We start from the raw sequence: 23,219 nt of genomic DNA on the forward strand, positions 1-23,219 counted from the left end.
AATGAGAAAACCTCTATCGAGGCCATTCATGATGAGCGACCGCGTTTAGAGGTGGATTTTATCGCCAAATAGAATTTATATATCCGCTAACCTCGGATACCTTACAACAAATTCTATTGTGGTAAAAAAACTATGATCTCCTCCCTGCCCCGAATTAGCGGCTGTCCGAAATCCGGAATACGGAGGAGACCACAGATTTAACGAAACGGGCGGAATCGCTCTAGCAGCGCGTACCATAATCGCTGCCAAGGAACAACCGGACCGTCTGATAGCTCTTTCTGTTTGCCAAACCAATAACCGACAAATACAAGAAGCGCTACAAAAAGCATATCCCAAAAGCCGAAAGCTAAATAGACAATACCGAAAAACAAACCGACTGCCGCGCCGATCAAACGTTTCCAGTAGATTCCCCAAAAATCCCTCCACATCGGTACGTCACCTCTATTCTACGCGGCTCTTGAATGTATTCGCCTGAATAACGTTAGCGACAAACACTGCGACATTAATGACCGGTATTCCCGTAATGTCTTCAATATGCGTTTTGACCGCACGTTGAATGTCCTCCGTCAATGTCGGAATGGAATGCTCGCCGTCGACAACAGCTCTAAGCACAATCTCCAGTCCCGCATCCGAAGCCCGTACGCGCGCACGCAAATCCTTGACACCGCGCTGCTTAGAAGCTGCTTTCAGCGACAGGTTTTCAATGGTCTCGATCGAAATGCGGATATCGCCGAATTCCGTTCTCTGATCAATGGATTGTGAGGAAGCAGTTCCTCTTGCCAGCGAGACGAAAAAGAAGCGCAGGCTGAGCAGAAAGAGAATAACGCCAATTACGCCAACGGTGATGGAGACGGAATCATACCGATAGAAGTCGGTAAGCATATCAGATAGCAATTCACGTGAAATCCAGCCAAAGGCCAAGCTCGCCATAAATACCGACACGGCTCCGATGACGATGCTGTACAAAAACAATAGTAGCTTGTCCACAACTTTTATCAAGTCAGCCATACCTCCCGGGGGACCGAATGAAAACCCCCTTGTGCCGAGCGGCATGCCCAATCACGAGGGGGTTGTACGAATTAAAGCTTGTTATTCATCTTTATTTGACGCGCAGCTGGGAATCGTCGTCCTCCAGCTTCTCTGCCGGCTTGAAATAAACGTCATGAATATGAACGTTCACTTCCACGACATGAAGTCCTGTCATCATCTCGATGGAGCGCTTCACATTTTGTTGAATCTGGGAAGCAATCTCCGGAATCTTGTTTCCGTATTGAATAATGATGGAAACATCAACAGCCGCTTCTCTCTGGCCGACTTCGACTTTAACGCCTTTTGACAAGTTTTTGCGACCCAACAGCTCCGCAATACCGCCTGCGAACCCGCCGCTCATCCCTGCCACACCTTCGACTTCAACCGTCGCCAGACCAGCAATAACCTCAATTACTTCAGGTGCAATCTGAATCGTACCGATGTCTGTTTTCTCAAATTCAGCTATCGTACTCATGTTCGTTGTACACCTCCCTAATGTTGCGTAGCTTAGCCCATGACCAAGCTGTGTTCCGCATCTTATTTCTATACTATAACATTCAGCCTGATTTATGACAAACGATTTGGACTTGTTTTACTCGACGCCTGCAACCGCTGCCGGAGCGTTAATATCATGCTCCTCCAGGAACTTGATATCGAAGTCGCCCTTCACAAATGTAGGATGATTGAGCAGCTTCAAATGGAACGGAATCGTCGTCCGGATGCCCTCGATCGCAAATTCGGACAGCGCCCTCTTCATGCGGGCAATAGCCTCCTCACGCGTCGAGCCCCACACAATCAGCTTAGCGATCATGGAGTCGTAATGCGGAGAAATCGTGTAGCCCGGATATACCGCACTGTCTACCCGAACACCCGCACCGCCTGGCGGCAAGTAGAACGGAATGTTCCCTGCCGAAGGCATGAAGTTGCGCTCGGAATCCTCGGCATTGATCCGGCATTCGATAGCCCAACCATTAATGCTCAGGTCTTCCTGGCGGAACGAAAGCGGATTGCCTTCCGCCACGCTGATCATTTCTTTGATCAGGTCGACGTTCGTTATCATCTCCGTAACAGGATGCTCAACCTGAATGCGTGTATTCATCTCCATAAAGTAGAAGTTGCCGTCAGGGCTTAACAAGAACTCCAGCGTGCCTGCACCCGAATATTGCACCGCAAGCGCAGCACGTACCGCCGCTTGACCCATTGCGTCGCGCAGCTCAGGAGAAAGAATAGGACACGGCGCCTCTTCGACCAGCTTCTGGCGTCTGCGCTGCACGGAGCAATCCCGCTCGAACAGATGCACGGCATTGCCATGCTTGTCCGCCATAATCTGAATCTCGACATGCTTCATCCCGGTCAAATATTTCTCCAGATATACGCCAGCGTTGCCGAATGCCTTCTGGGCTTCCTGCTGAGCCGTTGTAATCTGGCTAATAAGCGTATCTTCGTCTTCGGCAATACGGATGCCTTTGCCTCCGCCGCCTGCAGTTGCCTTAATAATGACCGGATAACCGATCTCGCGGGCAACCTGAATTGCCTCGTCCATGCTTTCAATCAAGCCGTCGGAACCAGGGATGATTGGCACATTCGCTGTCTTCATCGTCAGCTTGGCAACAGCCTTGTCACCCATCTTGCTGATCGCTTCAGGAGAAGGACCGATAAATGTTATATTGCACGACTCGCAAATTTCCGCAAAGTCGGCATTCTCGGCCAAAAAGCCGTAGCCGGGATGAATCGCGTCGCATTCTGTAATCGTTGCGACACTCATAATGTTCGTTAAGTTTAAATAGCTATCCTTCGATGGAGTAGGGCCGATGCAATAAGCCTCATCCGCAAGGCGGACATGAAGCGAGTCGCGGTCCGACTCCGAATATACCGCCACCGTGCTGATCCCCAGCTCCCGGCAAGCGCGAATGATCCGTACCGCGATTTCTCCGCGGTTCGCGATTAATATTTTTTGGAATTTCACGTAGGAACCCCTTTCAGACGTCAGTTACCCAAACCGGGCTTTCGTTAGTCCGCTTTCACCAGGAACAGCGGCTGGCCGTACTCCACCAACTGACCGTTGGAAACCAGAACTTCCACGATCTCGCCATTCACTTCGGCTTCCAGTTCATTCATCAGCTTCATCGCTTCCAGAATACATACGACCGACTTCTCATGGACGCGATCGCCTGTTTTCACAAATATATCCGCATCTGGAGACGGCGCACTGTAGAACGTGCCGACCATTGGCGATACGATTTGGTGAAGATCCGCAGCAGGCGCCTTGGCAGGTGCGGATTCCGCAGCGGCCGGTTGAACGCTAGGTTGAACGGCTGGCTGGGACGGAACTACCGCTACAGCAGGCTGTGAATATGTATGCGTAATTGGAGCCGCTTGCACATTCACCACTTCAGTTTTGCCTGGTTTACGGATGTGCAGACGCGCGCCTTCGTTTTCAATTTCTAGCTCCTGAACGGATGTTTGATCGACCAGCTTGATCAATTCTTTAATCTCGCTCAACTTGAACATGAACGTAATCACTCCTCTTCTTCACATAACGTTTAGTATTATACCATAAAAAGGCGTGAACACGAATCATTTTTTGGACAAGGTTAAATTACTGCATTCTGATCGAAAAAACTCCGTTCACCTTCGGCTATAGCCAAAGGCGAACGGAGCTTGCTGCCTGGCGGCCGTACCGAATGTTAGGGCTCCGGCACATATTGCACGGATACTTGATTCGGGCTGACTTCCATAACAGTCATCACTTGGTCGATAATGCTGGCGGCTTCCTTCTTCTCCAGCTTTTCGCTGGTGACGACAACCTTGTAGCGGTCATTCTCTTGGGAGACTAAGGCGATCTCATATTGCTTCATCAGCTCCGACTCTAGCGCTGTAATGCGTGAGTTCTTCTCTTCAAGCTGAGCAAGCTCGGTTGCCGCAACCGCCGAATCTTCCGAGCTAATGTTGCTCACATCTGCAAGCACGGTCATGATGCGGTTTTCTTCTTGGCTGTATTGCTGCTCTCTCTTCGCCAGCAAATCGCTGAAGATGCTGCCTTGGGCATAGCCTTCGCGTTCGATTTGCTCCAGAATTTTTTTGTTGGCCAAGCTGATGCCGTCCGACTCGCCTTGCTGAACCTCATCCACTACAAACTGGCCTTTATCTCCTCCGGCCACTTCCGTTACATTTTCGCCCGGCTTCTCTGACGACAGCTTATCGGCATCATTCAGATCCTGCGTGAACAAGTAGTAAGCAGAGAGCACAACCATCAAGCTGAGCATGGACACAAGCCAAATCGTTTGTCTTTTGGTATTCATTAATGATTCCTCCTAAAAAGTTTTGTGGTTATATTCAGCGGCTAGCTGAATGGAGCAAAACTTGCTTCGTAAGCATCAACTAAGTTTTGTGATTGTATTCAGCGGCTAGCTGAATGGAGCAAAACTTGCTTCGTAAGCATCAACTAAGTTTTGTGGTTATAATCAACGTTTAGTTGATTGGAGCAAAACTTGCTTCGTAAGCATAGATGATTATGTCATTAACTACCTAAGCCTATTGCTTACTCGGCACAACCGAGATTCGGTTAACCGGAACGCTAAGCCCTTTTTCAACTGCGCTCGTTATGAGGCGTCTGACCGTTGCGTTTTCCGCCCCTTTGGCTACGATTAGAACACCTCGTATTCGGGGATTGATCGTTTTCGTAATGATCGGTTTTTGCTCACCGGATACTTCATACAAAACGACTTGACCATCCTTGCTGATCGACGTAATATGCCTCACCCCCCCGTTCCGATCATTCTCATCGGTAATCGACTGACTCTCGTTCTTGTGCCTCTCGACGACAATCTCTTCTGTCGAATCAACGGTAACCATCACATCAATAGATCCGACCCCAACAATCTTCTCCAGTATTTCTTTGAGACGAGTCTCCAGCGTACCTTCGACTAATTCAAAAGGAGAGCCCGGAGCAGCGTTGCGATTCCAAGCTTCCGAAGCTTCTGGCGGAGGGTTCGGATCCTGGGCGGAAGGCGCTACATCCTTAAAGGGCAAAAATGAATTGAACAGCATCAGCGCAGCCCCGATTCCGCCAATGATAAGCAAGATCCTCAGCGTACGAACCCGCTTCGGCCCGCCTGGCCCGCCGCCTACCGCCGATTCCAAGCCTTCCAGCCATTTTGCCATTTCGACTCCCTCCCCTCCAGCTTTTTTCACTTGGCTGCTGATTCTCCGCTTGCCCTGATTCGGACATCGATTTTTTCAGCCCGGACTCCCCAGCCTCGCGTCAATACACCCTGCACAGCCGTCATTTCCTTCTTGTTAGGCGAGATAAAATCGTTTTTCTCAGTTGCGCCGGCGTTGCCATTCTTCACGTTGTCTCCTACCGTAATATCTACTGGCGCAACTGCTTCAATCTGAATCGGCTTCTGCCCCTTCTCATGCTCTGGACCCTCGGTACCGACGCTACTCTTCAACGTGACCTTGACCGCTGAGATCTCCGGCGCTTCATTTTGTTTTTGCCGATCGCTCCAAGCTAAGGTGACGACTACTCGCTCGACCACTGCTCCCGTTTCGCTTGAGATGGCTTCCCCCATCGCTTCTTCCAGATTCGCTGCCGTCAGACGAGCAGCTTCTTCATGCCGTTTGGTCTGTATATCGTCCGCGCGGCGCTGAATGTCCTCCAGACTTGGCATCTGCACTTGCTTGCTTATGGATCTTTCATTCCAAAGCTCCATTCCGGCGTCCAGCCTATTCGTCATATCCGTCTGCAGCAGCCGCAAAATAGGCGAAAGAATAGTCAGTAAGATAAACAATCCGACGACGAGCCTGGCATACCGTTGCATCGATTTATTAGGAAGCAGCAGCTCTACAAGAACGGCCAGCAAGATGACGGCAATAATATCCCTCAGCCAGTCGCTCAACCAACCGATCACATTAAGCTCACCTCCCAAAAAGTTTTGCGGAGCAAAACTTACATCGTAAGCATACGCTTAGTTTTGCGGAGCAAATCTCACTTCGTAAGCATTGGCTTAGTTTTGCGTAAACAAAACTTACTCCGCTCTATCTCACCATAAGCGTTGCATTGCCGGCAGTCAGGATGATCGTCACCGCGAGGAAAAACATCAGGCTGACCGCTGCCAATGCGGCGAATACGAAAATCATCGTTTTGCCGATCGTCTGCAAGCAGTTGACGATAGGAGAATCGCCGAGCGGCTGCATCACGGCGGCCGATACGTTGTAGATGAGCGCTAGCGTTAAGATTTTCAGAGCCGGGAATGCGCTCAGGAACAACAGGATGATGACGCCTGCGAGTCCGATTGCGTTTTTTGCCAGCATTGAAGCAGAGATGACCGTATCCGCGGCATCGGAGAACATTCGGCCTACGACAGGAACGAAGTTGCCCGTTACGAACTTGGCTGCCCGCAGCGTGACGCCATCCGTTACAGCGCCGGTCGCCCCTTGAACGGAAATGACACCGAGAAAGATCGTCACCAGGACGCCAAGTGAACCGACTGCAACGTTTCGAAGCAGATTCGCCAGCTGGGTGACCTTGAATTTCTCCGTCAACGCGCTTGCGATATGCAGCACCGCAGAGAAAAACAACAACGGGAATACGAAGCTGTAGATAACCGTCCCCACGATATGGATCATAAAGATAATGAGAGGATGCAGGACCGATACCGTAACAACGCTTCCCATCGATGCCAGCAGTGTCAGCAGGAGCGGAACCATGGCCAGCATGAAGGCAATCATGCTTTCAATCGCATCCCTGGCATACCCGATTGCGACATGAAAGCTGTTAACCGCGATGATGACCAGCACCATGTAGGTGACGGAGTAGGCCACTTTGCTGATGGAGTTTCGCTCGAATGCATTCTGCAACGTTTCCAGCACCATGCTGAATACAGTCAGCAGCACGATCGTAACCAGCAGCTTGCCATTGTACAGCACTTCATGCCAGAGGTATCGGAGCAGCCCATTCAGCACATCGGTCAGCTTCAGCCCTCCGCCTGACAGCAGCATCTCACTGAAGCTCGGAACCTTCTGGTCCGGGAAAAAGCCCCCATATTGCTCACGGAGCTTGTTCCAATAATCCTCGACAGGCTCTGTCTCCATAAGGCCCGCTTGTTCCTTCATCATTTCGTTGACGTCCGTTCCTGCGGGTTGCGGAGCTGCCGCGTAGCTGCCCTCCGCTCCTCTCTCCGCATTCACGCCGACCGGCAGGATCGACATGCAGAGCAGAAACAGCCATACGAGCAATTGCAGCTTTGCGGCTCCGCCGGCACGCGCTTGCACCATCATGATCCGCTCCCCGCCGGCAGCAATCCCATTACGGTCTCGACGATGACGCTTATAATCGGGATGGCCATGACGAGAATAAATACTTTGCCGGCAAATTCTATTTTGGACGCGATGCTTTCCTGGCCTGCGTCCCGTACAATCTGGGCCCCGAATTCGGCAATATAGGCAATTCCGATAATCTTCAGAACCGTTTTCACATAAATCGAAGGAATACCAGACCGGTTCCCCAGATCCTCAAGCACCTTGATTACCGCTTCTATCTTGCCGATTACATACAGGAAGATAAACAATCCCGTAAATGCCGCCAGAAGGAAAGCGAACATCGGCTTCTGCTCTTTGACAACCAGGATCAGCACGGTCGCCATCAGACCGAGGCCGACGATTTGTATCATTTCCACCGCGTTCACCTACTGGAACAGAAAAATCGTTTTGATTTCCTGGAACAAGTCATTCAGCAGACGTACAACCATAAACAATACAACGACGAATCCGATTACGGTTACCCAATGCGCCATGTCTTCCTTCCCCATCTGCTTCAAAACGGAATGAATCATTGCAATAATGATGCCGATTCCAGCGATTTGAAATATGGCGCTGACATCCATGTTCATAAGTAGCGCACCCTCTTACACCATCAAAATGATGATCAGCACAGCGAGCAATGCTCCGAGACTTTTCCACATCTTTTCATAACGCCCTTGATCGTCTCTTGCCGCGTCCTCTTCCGACTTCAGTTGCAGCAGCGCAAGCCGCAAGTGCTTCATCTGATCTTCCTTGTCACTGATGCCAAGCGTTGACCCAAGCCGGAGCATGACCGCTTTTTCGCTAGCCCTCATCGAGGTTTCAATCCAGCATGCCTGTATGGACCTCTCCCAGCATTCCTGAAAGGACAAGCCTTCTTCTCCGTTCAGTTGCTCGGATGCGTTCCGAAACAGCGCGGCAATCGGCGTCGCAGAAGCTTCCGCCGTCCGCTCCAGCGCTTCTGGCAGGGGCGTATGACCGTAACCAATCTCGGTCTCCAGCCGCTGCAGAGCATGAGCGAGCTGTCTCAGCTGCCTGGGCCGTTCCGCAAACTTCGCGGCTTGCTGAAAACCGATTAGTGTGCCGGCTACCAGGATGAGCACTGCGCCGATCAGCTTGATCATTGCTCCCTCCGGAAGGCCCCGGCCCCAGCCAGATTCATAACAGAAGGCTGTTCCCTGCTCTTGGCGCCGGAGGCTTGCTGCAACACACCCGTACTTATAATGCGGTGCATAATACCGTCCAGCGAACGCTTCAGCTCTACGATATGGGCGAATGCCCCTTCCTGAATAAGCCTGTACAACTCCGGTCTTCCTTTGGCATCCTGCACATCGAAGGCATGGGCAGTTGCGACGACGCTTACTCCTGCGTGGCTGGCCTCCCGGATCGCATCAATATCCTCAGGCCGTCCGATCTCATCGACGATCAACACCTCAGGCGACATGGACCTCAGCAGCATCATCATGCCTTCCGCCTTCGGACATGCATCCATAACATCCGTTCGCGGGCCGACGTCGAAAGTCGGTATGCCTCTGACGCAAGCGGCGATTTCGGATCGTTCATCTACGATCCCTACTTTCTTGCCCGCGATAGCTTCTCTCTCGGTTCCTGTCTGGCTGCCGTAGCTAAGGGTTCTCGCGATATCCCGGATTAGCGTCGTTTTACCTTGCTGCGGCGGTGCCAGTATGAGCGTGGACCCTACGGTACCGCGTACCTTATCGATGAGCTTGGGCAATAGATGTGCAGCTGCGCCAATAACCTCTCTCGCAATTCGGATGTTGAAACCGCCAATATCCCGAATGCCGCGGACGCTGCCGCCATCGAGGATCGTGCGGCCGGCTAGTCCGATTCGATGTCCGCCCGATACGGTAATGTAGCCTCTTCTCAGTTCTTCTTCCATAGCATAAAGCGAATAATTCGTGATGCGCTCCAGAAGCTTGCGGCATTGCTCAGCCGTAGGTTTTAAGGAACCATCTGATTGAAGCTTCAAACTCCCGTCGCTCCCCACAAACCGATAGCCCCCGCGATAGGAGATTTCAAGCGGACGATTCTCCCGTATGCGTATTTCCTCAAGCGATCCTTTTACGTCCGCCGGCAAACCATCCAGCAGCTTTTTTAGTTCCAGCGGCAACAAATGAGATACATGGGACAGCATGCTTCCTTCACTCCCCAATGTTTGTCTTATGTCGTTACATGTGTATGCTTGTCTGCTGGAATTATGAACGGATTTGCTAGATTCGCACTCTACTATTTTTTTAATATGCCAATCATCAGGCAGATAACGCCGACGGCTACCCACACAAACTTGGACGCCGACAGCTTGTCGGACAACCCGACAAGGCCGATGGTGGTCGTTGTGATCAGAATAATCGGGCCGACAAACGCGAGCGATGAATTGACGACAAGCGCTTTGTCGATCTGATTCATCCTGAGCATGATTAACGCTGCGCATATCTCGATACTGCCAGACAACAGGCGCAGCATCGCCATACTTAGAACGATTTTGTTAAGCAATGGATTGGACCTCCTTTCGTTCCATGCGCTTTTTGTATGTATATGCATGCTTGTCTCCAATTCATGCCGGGCACCTGCCCAGCGCCATCCGCATATAGTGGTTGGAAGATCAATCAAGCGAGGAGAACTGAGAACATGAAGAGTGCTGTACTGGACAACTGGCATCAGCTCTTAAAAGACCCTAGCGGCTGCAGAAGCGCGGACCGGCGACAAGGGCTTGGCAAAACCATGGTGATCGACAAAGGAATGGGCTTGAACGCCTTCACCGATTTCATTCAGACAGCGGGGCCATTCGTCGACATCGTCAAGCTTGGATTCGGAACCGCCGTCCTGTATGATCAGAACCTATTGCGCAAGAAGCTGAAGCTTGCTTCCGATTCCAATCTGCTCATGATGCCCGGCGGCACGCTGCTGGAAGTTGCCGTCCAGCAAGGAACGGCCATGCCGTTTCTCGACAGAATCTGCTCGCTTGGCTTTACCGGTGTCGAAATATCCGATGGCACCATCGAACTGGACCGTATTCGCCGAACTTCGCTGATCAAGGAATGCATCAGACGAGGACTGTTCGTCGTCACCGAATACGGGAAGAAAGCGGCAGGCTCCGAGATTGATCCGCAGGAGCTTGCATTCACCGCCCACTGCGACTGGGAAGCCGGAGCAGAAATGGTGGCCGTTGAAGCCAGAGAATCGGGCGTCAACATCGGTCTCTTTGATGAGCATGGACATTGCAAGGAAAGCGTTCTTGAGGATGTGCTCGGCAAGGTCGACCACGCCGGGCGCTTAATGTGGGAGGCACCTCTGAAGAGCCAGCAAGCAGAGCTTCTGCTGCAATTCGGCGCTGGGGTTCATCTGGGCAACGTCGCTCCCGCTGAAGCGTTGTCGCTGGAAGCGATGCGCCGCGGATTGCGCGCGGACACCTTCGAATTCGGACAGCGGTCTGCCGATCCCGATTATATGATTTAAGGAGTGGAGAATAGATTATGCACGTCCAGGTAATATCCAGCGTGAACGAGGCCTGCTCTGCGAACTTTCATCACAAAACAGCCTTCGTCATCGATGTATTGAGAGCCACAAGCACGATCGTTACCGCTTTATCTGCAGGTGCCTCCAGCATCGTGCCAGCCGAGACGGTGATGGATGCCCGGTCCCTTCAGCGGCCGGAGGACTTGATGGGCGGAGAGCGCTTTTGCCGTAAAATTGCGGGCTTTGATCTCGGAAATTCGCCAAAAGAGTATCATGCGGATGCCGTGCGTGGACGCAGAATTATATTGACAACGACGAATGGCACAAGAGCCATTCATAAGTCTACTAAAGCAGAGAACATCATAGCCGCATCCTTGCTAAATGCGGCAGCCGCAGCGAAATATGCTCTTCATCTACAAAGAGATATCGTCATACTATGCGCAGGCAGCCATGATGAATTTGCGATCGAAGACGGACTGTGCGCAGGTCTGCTCATCGAGGAACTGATGAAGCTAAGAGGCGGGAATATGGAGCTGGATGACTTCGGACTCGCGATGCATGCCTTGTACCGGGATCGATCTGCGGACATTCTGGAGACGCTGCTGCAAGGACAATCTGGCAAGAGACTGCTCAAGCTGGGATTAAGAGATGATATCGAGGCATGCGCCCGCGTGAATGTACTGGACGCCGTACCCTGTCTCTCAGGAGATCGCCTCGTCCTGCGCGACTAGTCATAACGGAGCGAGCCCGTCCATATAATGAGGTAGACTGCTCCGACGGAGCGCCGCTTTGGACAGGATAGGAGCTCATTGCCATGGTTGGTGAACTAATTCTCGTCATTCTTATTCTAATAGGCGTTATTGGCCGCTCGCCCATCATTGCGACCGCGGCTTGCTTGCTGCTTGCGATCAAACTTGTTCATTTGGAGAGATTCCTGCCCGCCATTGAGCGGCGTGGGCTTGAGCTTGGACTGCTGTTCCTGACGCTGAGCGTACTCGTTCCATTTGCAGCCGAACGAATCCAATTCAAGGATTTCACTGCGGTGCTTACCTCATGGCCCGGCATTCTCGCTTTGACTGGCGGAGCGCTTGCTACCTTTATTAATAGCAGAGGCCTGGATCTTCTGAAGATGGACCCGCAGATTGTCGTAGGGCTCGTGCTGGGATCGATTGTCGGCATCATATTGTTAAGAGGCATACCCGTCGGGCCGTTGATGGCAGCTGGCATAACAGCTATCTTATATAAAGTGTTCAAGCTGTTTGGGGGCTCCCCGTGAGCCGCCGTTTGCTTGTTCAGACAAAAGAGGGTGCCCCGCACAGGGGCACCCTCTCATTCTTGTTCAAGTAAGATGTGAATAAGTCCGATTAACGACGCTCAGATGGACCGCCGACATAAGCTTGCTCAGTCGTATCTAGTCCATACGCCGTATGGAGCGCACGCACCACTTCATTAAGCGTCTCTGCCGCAATCACACAGGAGCATTTGATCTCGGACGTGCTGACCATCTTGATGCTTACGCCAAGCGTTGAAATCGCCGAGAACATTTGAGCCGCCACGCCAGGGTTGCTGACCATGCCCGCTCCGACGATCGAGACTTTCACAAGGCCGGATTCCGAAGTTGTCTCGCGATACGGCACAAGGGAACGCACGCCTTCAATCACTTCAATTGCTTTCTCTCTGTCGTCTCCCGACAGGGTGAACGAGAAGTCGGCTTTGCCGTCCTGGACACCGCTCTGAACGATAATATCTACGTCGATGCCGTTTTTGGCAAGCGCGCCGAATACATTAGCCAGAACGCCCGGCACATCCTCCACGCCCATAATACTAATTCTAGCCACGTTTTTATCAAAAGCGATTCCGCGCACGACCACGCCTTGTTCCATGACCGCATCCTCCTTCACACTTGTACCTTCATTCTGCGTGAAGCTTGAACGTACTACCAGCTTCACATTGTAATGCTTCGCATATTCAACGGCGCGGGGATGCAATACAGCCGCACCCAAATTGGCCAGTTCCAGCATTTCGTCATACGAAATTTCATTCAGCTTGCGTGCGTTTTTCACGACACGCGGATCAGTCGAATAGACGCCGTCCACATCCGTGTAGATTTCGCATACATCCGCTTTAACGGCTGCGGCAAGCGCTACAGCTGTTGTATCGGAACCGCCGCGTCCGAGCGTTGTAATCTCGCCGTCTTCACTCATGCCCTGGAATCCGGCAACAACCGCTACATTCCCCGCTTCAAGCGCTTTAAAAATCCGGCTTGGTTCAATGTCGGTAATTTTAGCTTTTCCGTGAACCTCGTCCGTCTTCATCCCCGCTTGCCAGCCGGTAAACGACATAGCCTTCCCGCCTATCTGATGAATCGTCATCGACAGCAAGGCGATCGAAATTTGTTCACCGACCGTCATCAGCATATCCATCTCGCGATGGGGCGGATTGGGGTTCAGTCCCTTCGACTGATCAATCAAATCGTCTGTCGTATCACCCATGGCAGACACGACGACAACGATATCATTGCCTTCTTGCTGCCTTTCCACTATACGTTTTGCTACACGCAGCATTCTCTCCGGCGTACCCACGGAGCTGCCGCCAAACTTCATCACGATCAAAGACAAAGCTGTTTCACTCCCAACCTTGACATCTACATACAAGTTCATATTATATCACAGGAGACCTGCCCATGGGTATAGCTCCGCACAAAAACATTTCCGCCCTACCGCGTTATCGCAGAATAGCGCACCCCATAACTGGTTCATGACTGTTTGGTGCAAAAAAAGCCGCCCCAAGTCGCAATGCGACCTTGGAGACGGCTTGTTATGCCTTCGGCGTAAGATTACGCTCTGGAGATGTATTTGCCTTCGCGCGTATCGATCAGAAGCACATCGCCTTCGTTGATGAACAATGGAACTTGTACCGTAAGTCCTGTCTCAACCGTTGCGTTTTTCGTAGCGCCTTGAGCGGTGTTGCCTTTTACGCCCGGCTCTGTCTCTGTTACTTTCAGATCTACGCTGTTCGGCATTTGGATACCGAGGATTTCGCCTTGGTAGCTCGAAATGTTAACCGTCATGTTTTCTTTCAGGAAGTTAAGCTCCCACTCGAGCTGTTTCTTGTCCAGGTTGAACTGATCGAACGTCTCGTTGTCCATGAACGTATATTCGGAACCGGAGTTGTACAGATATTGAACCGCTCTGTTCTCGATTATGGCGCGGCCGATTGTCTCGCCTGCACGGAATGTTTTCTCAACAACGTTGCCGTTGCGAAGATTTTTCAGCTTGGAACGTACGAATGCAGCGCCTTTGCCCGGTTTTACGTGTTGGAAGTCCAGGACGGTGAAGATATCGTTGTCTACTTGCACAGTCAAACCTGTCTTAAAATCGTTTACTGAAATCATTGCTGATTCCCTCCTGAATGAATAGTTCCTATCCCAGGCAGATGAGCTCCTTCGGAGATGAGGTTAATATTTTAATACCGGATTCCGTAATGACGATATCATCCTCGATGCGTACGCCGCCAAAGCCTGGGACGTAGATGCCGGGTTCCACCGTAACGGTCATGCCGGGGGTTAAAATCGTATCGCTTAGTCGGGATAGTCTTGGCGCTTCGTGAACTTCCATGCCAAGCCCGTGTCCTGTACCATGCCCGAAGTGATCGCCGTAGCCATGCTTCGTAATGATATCGCGGCAGAGCGCGTCCGCTTCCTTGCCGGACATGCCGGGACGGATATTCGCAAGCGCGTGCAGCTGAGCTTCCAGCACGATGTTGTAGATTTCTTTATGTTTGTCGTTCGGCTTGCCGATGACAACCGTCCGGGTCAAGTCAGAGCAATACCCGTTGTAGTAAGCGCCAAAGTCGAGCTTCACGAATTCGTCCGTGCCGATGACGCGGTCGCTTGCCACGCCGTGCGGCAATGCAGAGCGCTCTCCGGAAGCAACGATGGTATCAAAGGATGAACTTGTTGCGCCGTTGCTGCGCATAAAGACTTCCATCTCAAGCGCGACATCGGACTCCCTGATCCCGGTCGCCAGAACGCCAAGAATATGCTTGAACGTCCGGTCTGCCAGGTCCGCCGCATCCTGCATCACTTGCAGCTCGGCATCGTCCTTGATCATGCGCAGCTTCTCGACCAGCGCTGCAGCGGGCTTCAGCTGGATGGTCTTCAGCGTCTTGCCCCACTGGAGATATTCGCCGTAGCTCACATGCTCCTGCTCGAATCCGAGCGAGCTGATGCCGTCTTTCTCCAGGATGCCCCGAATATCATCTATCGGGCTTGTTCCATGCTCGATGACCTGGAATCCTTGAACCTGCTTCGCCGCCTGCTCCCGGTAACGGAAGTCTGTCAGGAAATAGTTATTTCCGGATGTAAGGAGTACAAAACCTGCCGATCCTGTAAAACCGCTTATGTAGCGTCTGTTATGTGGGCTTGCGATCAACAGTGCATCCAGGCCGTTCTCTTCCAGCAGCTTGCGCAGCCGCTCTACTCTTTTTGTCGTCATATCGCTCTCCCTCTCATTCCTCGCTGCTCTCGCTTCGAAGTTTGCGCACCAGCGCGTCCAGAGCCATCAGATACCCCGATGCTCCGAAACCCGCGATCTGCCCGAGGGCGATCGGAGCTACAACGGACACATGCCGGAACGCTTCTCTCTTATGAATGTTGGATAGATGCACTTCCACGATCGGCACCGAAATTGCGCTAAGCGCATCCCGGATCGCATAACTGTAATGAGTCCAAGCACCCGGATTAATAATGATGCCGTCCTCTTTCCCGTATGCGCTATGTATGCGGTCGATCATGTCGCCTTCATGATTGGTTTGGAAGCATGAGACCTGGACGCCAAGCTCATCTCCCTTGCTCTTGACCTGCGCCTCGATCGCGGATAGCGATTCATTGCCGTATACGCCAGGCTCGCGTATGCCAAGCATATTCAAGTTAGGACCATTAAGCACTGCGATTCTGAGCATGCCTGCACCTCCTGGGCGAACGATTGGTCAATCTCGTCGAAGATCACAAGACATTTTACCACAAATGTCCGCCCCTTGAGAAGTAACAACTCAGTTCTTTGCTCCCATCGGCTCGCGCGACACCTCGTCGGTAAATTCAAAGGCGATGGAATAGCCGATAAATACGCCCCATAGGGTTGATATGCATAGCTCTGTATAGATGGTATTCCAGCCAATCTGCGTAAGCCATCCCATGAGCCCGATCAGCGGTCCGATGCCGGTGAACAAGACTACCCATACGGCGAGTCCATAGAAGATGCCCGGCCATGGTCCTTTCAGCTTGCCGAGCACAACTTTATAGAGAAGCGCCATCACCATCGAGAATACGATGTAGGCGGCAATACCGGCAACATAGCCCCAAACGGATTTCAAGAAAGAATGCCGGAAGAACGGTTCCAGCATATAGCCCGGAAGCAATGTCGTAAATCTCATCTCGTAGCACATCCACCGAAGGACGCCGAAAAATAATCCGGTAAAGAAACCAAGCTGAATGGAGTACAGCCATGGATTGGTCCGGTGGTGTTCATCCTTGTTCCTTCTAAGATGATCATGTGCATTGGCCATAGTGATCGCTCCTTTGCGCTTGTGTATAGCAAACCTTGTGCCGCTTTCTTCTAGTATGCGACAAAGATTGGACCTGTAACCGCTGCACTCCGATCGCTCAGGGCATACTGCAAGGCTTAGCGACTCGCAATTAGACGTCAGATCAAGTACAATAGAAACAAGACTATTTTAGAAGAAATATCGAGGAAGGTGACACGCTTTTGTCTCAGGACCCACGTAATATTTATGGCGGACAAGCCGTCATTGAGGGCGTCATGTTCCAGGGCAAGCACGTGAATGTGACAGCCGTAAGACGCAAGAACGATGAAATCGTATTTTACGAAGTACCCAGAACGACACAGCGATGGCTGACTCCTTTCAAGAAAATCCCGTTCCTGCGCGGCGTCATCGGCATTGTCGAATCCAGCGCCAAGGGTTCCCAGCATTTGAACTTCTCGATGGAAGCCTATGCGGAGGATGAAACAGAGGAAGACGCTAAGAACGGCAAGCCTGTTGAGAAAGCCCCGCCCAAGGAAGAAAAGAAAAGCGGTCTGAGCGCCGGCATGATCGTCAGCGTAGCGGTCGCAGGCGTCCTGTCCTTTATCGCAGGCAAGGTCCTCTTCACGGGGGTGCCAGCGGCACTGGAAGAATTATTGTTCAGCGGGTTATTCGAAAGCTCCATCGGTCATAATTTATTAGAGGGACTTATCAAAATTATTTTATTGCTGGCATACCTGTACTTTATATCCATGACTCCGCTTATTAAGCGCCTGTTCCAATACCACGGAGCAGAGCATAAAGTCATCAGCGCTTATGAAGCGGGCGAAGAGCTGACAATACGCAATGTGCAGAAGTACAGCAGGCTGCATTACCGCTGCGGCTCCAGCTTTATGGTGTTCACGATTATCGTGGGTGTCGTGATCTACTCGCTGCCGATTTTTGTATGGCAAGGACTATGGGACCGCATTATTATCCGTCTTGCGTTGCTGCCTCTCGTTCTTGGCGTTTCTTATGAAGTGTTAAGATTAACAAACGCTGTACGCGAAGTACCTTTCCTGCGTTTCCTCGGCTACCCTGGCCTATGGCTGCAGCTGTTGACAACAAAAGAACCGAAAGACGAGCAGGTTGCCGTATCGATCGCTTCCTTCAACCGGATGCGCGAGCTGGACCAGCAAATGTCTAAATCTTAATAAAGGCGTGATGAGGATGTACAATCGTGGAAAAAGATGGAGCCCCGGCGCCATAATCATATTTGCTCTACTGGCAATCGGCATTGTCGTGGGCTTTGCGAGATTCGCGCTCTCCCTGATTTTGCCCATTGTCATCCTTGGCGGCATCTTTCTGCTCTACAAATACCCCCCGGCCTTCCTAAGCGGCCGGCGCGGCGGTAGCCAATCGCGAACGCATGTGACACATAACCGAACTTCGGCTAAGCCAAAGCGTGATCGTCCGCGTTCGAAGACTGTCCCTTTCCGAGTAATCGAAGGCGGCAAGGATGACGACGACATGCCGAAATATCATTAATTGAATGTTTGATACAACAAAAGGTCAGCGGAACAGATTCCGCTGACCTTTTGTGTTATGTAACTTATTCTGTATCCAATTGGGAACGCAAAGCTCTCAAATCTGCCAGCCTGGATTCATCCCTGCGGAAATATTCCACCAGCGTCTCGATGCAAGTAATGGAATCCCAGCTCAGATGATGCTCAATACCTTCCACATCTTTATAGATATTATCGTCCTGCACACCGATAATCGTCAAAAATGATTCCAGCAGCTGATGACGGTCAACCAGCCGTTTCCCCATCTTTTTCCCTTTGTTGGTGAGGACCAGACCGCGGTACTTCTCGTATATGAGATAATTGTCCTTATCCAGCTTCTGAATCATCTTCGTTACGGAAGACGGATGGACCTCCAGCCCTTCGGCTATATCCGATACGCGCGCGTAGCCCTTCTCATCGATGAGCTTATAGATTCGTTCCAAGTAGTCTTCCATGCTCGGAGTCGGCACCCAAGAACCTCCTTACCTTGCTTCATTACCCAATTGCTCGGCTTTACTCTATGTATCATACACTGTTCGATAGATCATCTGCAACCCGTCCGACAAATTTGGACGGCAATCTCAGCAGTTGGTGATCTTACCTGTTTACCCGGACCCTATATACGGAATCCTAGCTGATATCGAAATGATTCTTACGTTATTCAAACTACTCGATTTCTAATCAGGAGGCTTTTTCATGACCCAACAGACATTATCCCGTCCTCCCCGAGTTGACCGAACGACTCTGTCCTTCGTGCCGGAGCTTGTTTATTTTGAACCGGCAGCGCTGGATTATCCCAAGGGCAAGCGAATATTTGAATGGGTAAAAAAAGAAGGCATCCCTTACCGTATGACCACCTCGCATAACCGTATCACCAACCTGCCCGGCAATTCCGAGCTGGAGCAATATAAAATCGCCAAGCGGACGCTCGTGGTTGGCCTTCGCAAGACGCTTAAATTCGATACATCCAAGCCTTCTGCCGAATATGCGATTCCAATCGCAACAGGCTGTATGGCTCACTGCCATTATTGCTATCTGCAGACAACGCTTGGCGCAAAGCCTTATATCCGTGTATATGTCAATATCCATGACATTCTGGATGCAGCACAAGGCTATATCGACGAGCGAGCTCCCGAAATTACACGCTTCGAGGCTGCCTGTACATCCGATCCTGTCGGCCTGGAGCCCATAACGGGCAGCCTTCGTGAACTCATCGAATATATGGGGCAGCAGCCGCTGGCCAGGCTGCGCTTTGTCACCAAGTTTCACCATGTGGATTCCCTGCTGGACGCCAACCATAACGGCCATACGCGCATCCGGTTCAGCGTGAACAGCAAATACGTCATCAAACACTTCGAGCCGTCCACCTCCCGCTTCGAGCAGCGGATTGAGGCCGCTGCGAAGGCCGCCAAGGCGGGTTACCCGATCGGTTTCATCATAGCCCCGATTATATGGCATGACGGCTGGGAGGAAGGCTATGGGGAGCTGCTGGCAGCGCTGGATGCTGCTTTGCCCCAAGACGTCAGAGGCGACCTGACGTTCGAGCTGATCCAGCACCGGTTCACAAAGACGGCGAAAGGCGTAATCGAAAAGCGTTACCCCAAAACCAAGCTCGAAATGGATATCGAAAAGCGCAAATATAAGTGGGGCCGCTGGGGACAGGGCAAATACGTCTACCCCGATGAACAAGCAGACGCGCTCCGCTTATTCATATCGGAGCGCGTCTTTGAACATTTTCCGGATTCCAAAATCGAATACTTTACCTAAATATTAAAACTTCAAAAATTCCGGTGTAATTTGGTTGAGCCAAATGGTGATTTTGGTCATTTGATCCGTGAACAACAGTACGCCCATCAGAATCATAACGCCGCCGCCGATCTTCATGACAATGCTGGAATACTTCAGAATCCAGCGAGCCGTGCCTAGGAAAAAAGCAAGAATAAAGAACGGAATAGCGAAGCCTAATGCATAGGCCGAGGTTAGGCCGAACCATGTGCCTGGCTCCGCTGCGGCCAACCCCAGAATAGCGGTCAAGGCAGGTCCGATGCATGGCGACCAGCCTGCCGAGAAACCGATGCCGAAAATAAACGAGCTGAGGTAATTGACCTTCTTAGGCATCAGGTTCATTCTGCGTTCCTTCATGAGCAGCTTTGGCTGGAAGATGCCCATCAGGAACAGACCCATCAATATGATCAGTATGGCGGATAATTGACGTATCAGTACGTTGTACTCGCTGAAGAACTCGCTGAATACATTCGTTCCGTATCCGAGCGTATAATAAACCGTGCAAAAACCGAGTACAAAAAACAGCGTATGCGTCATCATGAGCATACGTTTTTTGTTCGTGAGCTGAGCATCCTTCAATTCCGATACAGAGATGCCGGTTATGTACGACAGGTATGACGGATAAAGCGGCAAGCAGCATGGCGAAATAAACGAAGCGAAGCCCGCTCCGAACGCCAGCCAAATATTAATGTCTGACAAGATATGCACCTCTTTCGCGATACCTATTGGCTGATGCTAACCGCCAAGTCTCAGGGTGCGCCGGAACATAAGCAGCACAAGCAGAATCGCAATCAGAAGCAATACGACCGTTCCGCCTGGCGCCAGATTCCATACGCCTGCAATCATTAACCCCCCGATTACGGCCAACTCGCCGATCAGGACGACGGTTACGATGCTCTGCTTGAAGCTGCGGGCGATAATAAGGCTGCATGCAGCCGGAATCGTCAGCAAGGCAGATACAAGCAGCGCGCCTACGATCTTGATCGCTACGCTAATGACTAGTGCGGTAAGCACGCTAATCATAACATTATAGAATCGCACGGGCAAGCCGCTTACCGCTGCCGCCTCTTCGTCGAAAGACAGAAGGAACAACTCCTTCGCCTGCAAGCCGACAACAAGCAATACGACAAGCGTAACACCCCCGATCGTATATAGATCGGTTCCATCCAGCGTATAGATGCTTCCGAACAGGTAGCTGTTCACATCCATGAAGCTGCGCCCCATTGTGAACAGCAAGGAGGCGAGCGCGATCCCGCCTGACATGATAATGGCGAGCGACAGCTCCGCATACGTCTTATAGGCTTTGCGGAGCTTCTCTATCGCGAAGGATGCGGCAATGGCGAATACAAGTCCCGCTGCAATGGGATAGACGCCGATAATATAGCCCAGCGCTACCCCCGCAATTGCCACATGGGACAAGGTATCCCCTATCATTGAGAGTCTCCTCAAAACAAGAAACAGTCCCATAAGCGGGGCGGTTATGCCGATTAACACGCCGCCAATGAGCGCCCTCTGAAAAAACTCGCTAGTTACGATCTCCAATGCCAACAACCTCTCTCCCGCTTTCCAATTGCTCCCGAAGCCCTCGCAAGCTATGCGCCAAGTTATGCTCTACGCAGTCTTGCGTATCATGCGAATGCCGGATATAAAAATTTAGTTTGCCCGATTTGGACGCCGGCTCTTGTCCCAGATAAGCCCGGATCATCTCCATGTCATGCGATACCATCAGAAACGTCATATTATGATGCTGATGCATATGCTTGATCATATGAAAGAAGCTTTGCTGCGTCTCGGCATCAATGCCTACCGTTGGTTCGTCCAGAATGAGCAGCGAGGGATTATTAATGAGCGCCCTTGCCAAAAATACGCGCTGCTGCTGCCCGCCGGACAATTGCCCGATCCGCTTCTCGGCTAGATCAGATATGCCCATCGCCTCAAGCGCATCCGCCGCCTTGACGTGGTCTGCTTTGCCGATCGGCCGGAACAAGCGCTTGCGTCCATACAGCCCGGACATCACGACTTCACGCACCGTTGCGGGAAACTGGGGATTAAGTGAATTTTTTTGCGGCACGTAGCCAATCCGGTCCCAATCCTTGAATTTCTCCACAGGCACACCGAACAGCCGGATTTGTCCCTCAGTTGGCCGAAGCAAACCGACGATCATCCGCAGAAGGGTTGTTTTGCCCGCTCCGTTCGTACCGATAAGTCCGATGAAATCCCGTTCCTTGACGCTGAACGATACATCCGTCATAACCGACTTATGCTGATAGGAGAACGACACGCCGTCTACGCCGACCACTTCGCGATGACAGCCTTGCGAACTCTCGTTTTTTTCGTTTGATAGAAGCATTGTACCTCTCCTTAGCGCAAAAAGGGAGCCATCCGGGCTCCGTTTTCGCCAACCTTAATCTATTCTATTGTAATGCCTTCGTCAAGTTTTGCAAATTGCTTTCCATCAGCGTCAGATAAGTCGCTCCGCTCTTCTCTTGTTCCTTCGTCAGACCTTCCAGCGGATTGAGCACCATCGTCTCCACACCAGCCTCGCTCGCCAGCGTCTTCGCCAGGCGATCCGACACCAATTCCTCGAAGAAGATATACTTGACGCCATTCTCCTTCACAAACTTTGCAATCTTCAGAATGTCCTGCGCCCGCGGCTCCGCATCCGGGCTAAGGCCCATGATTGCTGTCTGCGTAAGTCCATAGTCTCTCGCCAAATATCCGAATGCCTGATGCGATACGACCAGATTCTTCTGTGGTGCTTTCTCCAGCACCTCTGTGTACTTCTGGTCCAGTTGAACCAGCTCGTTCTTCAACGTTTCAAAACGTTCATTATAGTAGTCCTCATGTACAGGGTCCGTCTCAATCAAGCTGGTCTTCACGTTCTCAGCTAGTATAATAGACGATTTCGGGCTTACCCATGTATGGGGATCGATATCATGCGAATGTGAATGTCCTTCTTCTGCATCATGATCATGGTCATCGCTGTCATGGTCGTGATCATGGGCATCACCGTCATGATCGTGGTCATGACCCTCACCGCTAATTAACGCAATACCGGCGCTCATTTCCTTCGTCACGACCTTGCTGTCCTTCGATAGGCCTTTCTGAAACTGATCAATCCACAATTCAAGTCCTGCTCCGTGATACAGCAGCAGCTGCGCATTCGACGCTGTGCTCAGATCCTTGCTCTTCGGAGTCCAGTCATGCGGCTCTACACCAGCTGCAATCAAATTCACGACCTCTACATGCTCCCCGCCAATCTCGCTTGCCAAATAATAGAGGGGATAGAAGCTCGTCACGACCTTCAGCTTGGACTGAGTGGTCTCTCCCCCGTTGCCTGTATCATTGCTTGCAGTCTGAGATGGCTCCGCCGACGGACTTGCCCCTTGATTGCTAGAATTGCCTTTCCCGCATGCACTTATTATAAGTACGACCGACATCAACATTACGAACAGATTCAACCATTTACCGCGTTTACTTTTCAGCATGTGTATACTCTCCGATTCTCTTTATAGTAATCGTTATGATTACGTTTAATAT

30 protein-coding genes are annotated in these 23,219 nt (G+C 51.4%); 6 read left to right on the forward strand and 24 right to left on the reverse strand.

The features are described from left to right. Nucleotides 1-197 precede the first annotated feature (197 nt). From AC0YNW_RS14785 to AC0YNW_RS14850, 14 genes are all read right to left on the reverse strand, one after another. Entirely contained in the window at nt 198-428 is a 231-nt protein-coding gene (locus AC0YNW_RS14785) for a DUF2273 domain-containing protein (RefSeq protein WP_387473967.1), read from the reverse strand. Between the two features lie 13 nt (nt 429-441). Further along, the gene (amaP, locus tag AC0YNW_RS14790) at nt 442-999 is read right to left on the reverse strand and encodes an alkaline shock response membrane anchor protein AmaP (protein WP_475832604.1); all 558 of its coding nucleotides are present in this window, start codon (nt 997-999) and stop codon (nt 442-444) included. Between the two features lie 100 nt (nt 1,000-1,099). Next, nucleotides 1,100-1,504, reverse strand: coding sequence for an Asp23/Gls24 family envelope stress response protein (locus AC0YNW_RS14795; protein ID WP_387473971.1), 405 nt, complete (start codon nt 1,502-1,504; stop codon nt 1,100-1,102). 117 nt (nt 1,505-1,621) lie between these two features. Continuing rightward, nucleotides 1,622-2,995: an acetyl-CoA carboxylase biotin carboxylase subunit gene (gene accC, locus AC0YNW_RS14800; protein WP_475832605.1), complete on the reverse strand. Its 1,374-nt coding sequence runs from the start codon at nt 2,993-2,995 to the stop codon at nt 1,622-1,624. A 44-nt stretch (nt 2,996-3,039) separates the two neighbouring features. Next, entirely contained in the window at nt 3,040-3,540 is a 501-nt protein-coding gene (accB, locus tag AC0YNW_RS14805) for an acetyl-CoA carboxylase biotin carboxyl carrier protein (protein WP_387473975.1), read from the reverse strand. Between the two features lie 176 nt (nt 3,541-3,716). Then, nucleotides 3,717-4,331 (reverse strand): SpoIIIAH-like family protein, encoded by a 615-nt coding sequence (locus AC0YNW_RS14810; protein WP_475832606.1) that lies wholly within the window; start codon nt 4,329-4,331, stop codon nt 3,717-3,719. 232 nt (nt 4,332-4,563) lie between these two features. Continuing rightward, a complete protein-coding gene (spoIIIAG, locus tag AC0YNW_RS14815; protein WP_387473979.1) occupies nt 4,564-5,193 on the reverse strand; it encodes a stage III sporulation protein AG in 630 nt (209 codons plus the stop codon). Between the two features lie 26 nt (nt 5,194-5,219). Then, nucleotides 5,220-5,942 carry a stage III sporulation protein AF gene (gene spoIIIAF / locus AC0YNW_RS14820; protein ID WP_475832607.1) on the reverse strand — a complete coding sequence of 241 codons (723 nt, stop codon included), beginning with the start codon at nt 5,940-5,942 and terminating at the stop codon, nt 5,220-5,222. 127 nt (nt 5,943-6,069) lie between these two features. After that, a complete protein-coding gene (spoIIIAE, locus tag AC0YNW_RS14825; protein ID WP_475832608.1) occupies nt 6,070-7,311 on the reverse strand; it encodes a stage III sporulation protein AE in 1,242 nt (413 codons plus the stop codon). Then, nucleotides 7,308-7,709: a stage III sporulation protein AD gene (gene spoIIIAD, locus AC0YNW_RS14830; RefSeq protein WP_387473985.1), complete on the reverse strand. Its 402-nt coding sequence runs from the start codon at nt 7,707-7,709 to the stop codon at nt 7,308-7,310. The genes spoIIIAE and spoIIIAD overlap by 4 nt, the downstream gene beginning before the upstream one ends. Nucleotides 7,710-7,718: 9 nt before the next feature. After that, a complete protein-coding gene (gene spoIIIAC / locus AC0YNW_RS14835) occupies nt 7,719-7,922 on the reverse strand; it encodes a stage III sporulation protein AC (protein WP_119799452.1) in 204 nt (67 codons plus the stop codon). Between the two features lie 15 nt (nt 7,923-7,937). Continuing rightward, on the reverse strand, nt 7,938-8,456 hold the full coding sequence (spoIIIAB, locus tag AC0YNW_RS14840; RefSeq protein ID WP_475832609.1) for a stage III sporulation protein SpoIIIAB: 519 nt from the start codon (nt 8,454-8,456) through the stop codon (nt 7,938-7,940). Continuing rightward, on the reverse strand, nt 8,453-9,487 hold the full coding sequence (spoIIIAA, locus tag AC0YNW_RS14845; protein ID WP_475832610.1) for a stage III sporulation protein AA: 1,035 nt from the start codon (nt 9,485-9,487) through the stop codon (nt 8,453-8,455). Before spoIIIAA ends, spoIIIAB begins: the two co-directional genes overlap by 4 nt. A 92-nt stretch (nt 9,488-9,579) precedes the next feature. Next, complete coding sequence (locus AC0YNW_RS14850; protein ID WP_475832611.1) at nt 9,580-9,846, reverse strand: YqhV family protein; 267 nt, start codon at nt 9,844-9,846, stop codon at nt 9,580-9,582. 135 nt (nt 9,847-9,981) lie between these two features. Here AC0YNW_RS14850 and comA point away from each other — a divergent pair, with 135 nt between their 5' ends. The 3 genes from comA (at nt 9,982) to AC0YNW_RS14865 (ending at nt 12,085) form a co-directional block, all read left to right on the forward strand. Further along, complete coding sequence (gene comA, locus AC0YNW_RS14855; protein ID WP_475832612.1) at nt 9,982-10,809, forward strand: phosphosulfolactate synthase; 828 nt, start codon at nt 9,982-9,984, stop codon at nt 10,807-10,809. A gap of 17 nt (nt 10,810-10,826) precedes the next feature. Continuing rightward, a complete protein-coding gene (locus tag AC0YNW_RS14860) occupies nt 10,827-11,540 on the forward strand; it encodes a 2-phosphosulfolactate phosphatase (RefSeq protein ID WP_475832613.1) in 714 nt (237 codons plus the stop codon). Between the two features lie 83 nt (nt 11,541-11,623). Further along, nucleotides 11,624-12,085 carry a DUF441 domain-containing protein gene (locus tag AC0YNW_RS14865; RefSeq protein ID WP_387473997.1) on the forward strand — a complete coding sequence of 154 codons (462 nt, stop codon included), beginning with the start codon at nt 11,624-11,626 and terminating at the stop codon, nt 12,083-12,085. An 88-nt stretch (nt 12,086-12,173) separates the two neighbouring features. Here the strand turns inward: AC0YNW_RS14865 and AC0YNW_RS14870 are convergent, their stop codons facing one another. The 5 genes from AC0YNW_RS14870 to AC0YNW_RS14890 all read right to left on the reverse strand — a co-directional run bounded on the left by AC0YNW_RS14870 (nt 12,174) and on the right by AC0YNW_RS14890 (nt 16,374). After that, entirely contained in the window at nt 12,174-13,427 is a 1,254-nt protein-coding gene (locus AC0YNW_RS14870) for an aspartate kinase (RefSeq protein WP_475832614.1), read from the reverse strand. 218 nt (nt 13,428-13,645) lie between these two features. Beyond that, the gene (gene efp / locus AC0YNW_RS14875; protein WP_387474001.1) at nt 13,646-14,203 is read right to left on the reverse strand and encodes an elongation factor P; all 558 of its coding nucleotides are present in this window, start codon (nt 14,201-14,203) and stop codon (nt 13,646-13,648) included. A 28-nt stretch (nt 14,204-14,231) separates the two neighbouring features. Beyond that, on the reverse strand, nt 14,232-15,305 hold the full coding sequence (locus AC0YNW_RS14880) for a M24 family metallopeptidase (protein WP_475832615.1): 1,074 nt from the start codon (nt 15,303-15,305) through the stop codon (nt 14,232-14,234). Nucleotides 15,306-15,318: 13 nt separating this feature from the next. Beyond that, nucleotides 15,319-15,771, reverse strand: a complete 453-nt coding sequence (gene aroQ, locus AC0YNW_RS14885; protein ID WP_387474005.1) for a type II 3-dehydroquinate dehydratase — start codon at nt 15,769-15,771, stop codon at nt 15,319-15,321. A gap of 90 nt (nt 15,772-15,861) precedes the next feature. Continuing rightward, nucleotides 15,862-16,374 (reverse strand): YqhR family membrane protein, encoded by a 513-nt coding sequence (locus AC0YNW_RS14890; RefSeq protein WP_475832616.1) that lies wholly within the window; start codon nt 16,372-16,374, stop codon nt 15,862-15,864. A gap of 200 nt (nt 16,375-16,574) precedes the next feature. Here AC0YNW_RS14890 and AC0YNW_RS14895 point away from each other — a divergent pair, with 200 nt between their 5' ends. Together AC0YNW_RS14895 and AC0YNW_RS14900 are read left to right on the forward strand one after the other, a co-directional pair. After that, nucleotides 16,575-17,543: a DUF1385 domain-containing protein gene (locus AC0YNW_RS14895; protein ID WP_475832617.1), complete on the forward strand. Its 969-nt coding sequence runs from the start codon at nt 16,575-16,577 to the stop codon at nt 17,541-17,543. A 16-nt stretch (nt 17,544-17,559) separates the two neighbouring features. Beyond that, the gene (locus AC0YNW_RS14900; RefSeq protein ID WP_387474011.1) at nt 17,560-17,877 is read left to right on the forward strand and encodes a hypothetical protein; all 318 of its coding nucleotides are present in this window, start codon (nt 17,560-17,562) and stop codon (nt 17,875-17,877) included. A 64-nt stretch (nt 17,878-17,941) separates the two neighbouring features. On the opposite strand, the gene mntR is transcribed toward AC0YNW_RS14900, so the two are convergent. Continuing rightward, nucleotides 17,942-18,364, reverse strand: a complete 423-nt coding sequence (gene mntR / locus AC0YNW_RS14905) for a transcriptional regulator MntR (RefSeq protein WP_387474013.1) — start codon at nt 18,362-18,364, stop codon at nt 17,942-17,944. A gap of 226 nt (nt 18,365-18,590) precedes the next feature. On the opposite strand from mntR, the gene splB reads away from it, so the two are divergent. Next, the gene (gene splB / locus AC0YNW_RS14910; protein ID WP_475832618.1) at nt 18,591-19,661 is read left to right on the forward strand and encodes a spore photoproduct lyase; all 1,071 of its coding nucleotides are present in this window, start codon (nt 18,591-18,593) and stop codon (nt 19,659-19,661) included. A gap of 3 nt (nt 19,662-19,664) precedes the next feature. On the opposite strand, the gene AC0YNW_RS14915 is transcribed toward splB, so the two are convergent. The 4 genes from AC0YNW_RS14915 to AC0YNW_RS14930 form a co-directional block, all read right to left on the reverse strand. After that, nucleotides 19,665-20,378, reverse strand: coding sequence for a cytochrome c biogenesis CcdA family protein (locus AC0YNW_RS14915; RefSeq protein WP_387474017.1), 714 nt, complete (start codon nt 20,376-20,378; stop codon nt 19,665-19,667). Between the two features lie 36 nt (nt 20,379-20,414). After that, nucleotides 20,415-21,221 carry a metal ABC transporter permease gene (locus tag AC0YNW_RS14920; protein ID WP_387474278.1) on the reverse strand — a complete coding sequence of 269 codons (807 nt, stop codon included), beginning with the start codon at nt 21,219-21,221 and terminating at the stop codon, nt 20,415-20,417. Then, nucleotides 21,205-21,930 (reverse strand): metal ABC transporter ATP-binding protein, encoded by a 726-nt coding sequence (locus AC0YNW_RS14925; RefSeq protein WP_475832703.1) that lies wholly within the window; start codon nt 21,928-21,930, stop codon nt 21,205-21,207. The genes AC0YNW_RS14920 and AC0YNW_RS14925 overlap by 17 nt, the downstream gene beginning before the upstream one ends. A gap of 163 nt (nt 21,931-22,093) precedes the next feature. Further along, a complete protein-coding gene (locus AC0YNW_RS14930; RefSeq protein ID WP_475832619.1) occupies nt 22,094-23,167 on the reverse strand; it encodes a metal ABC transporter solute-binding protein, Zn/Mn family in 1,074 nt (357 codons plus the stop codon). Nucleotides 23,168-23,219: the final 52 nt, after the last annotated feature.

It is taken from the genome of Paenibacillus sp. J31R120 (genome assembly GCF_056269225.1).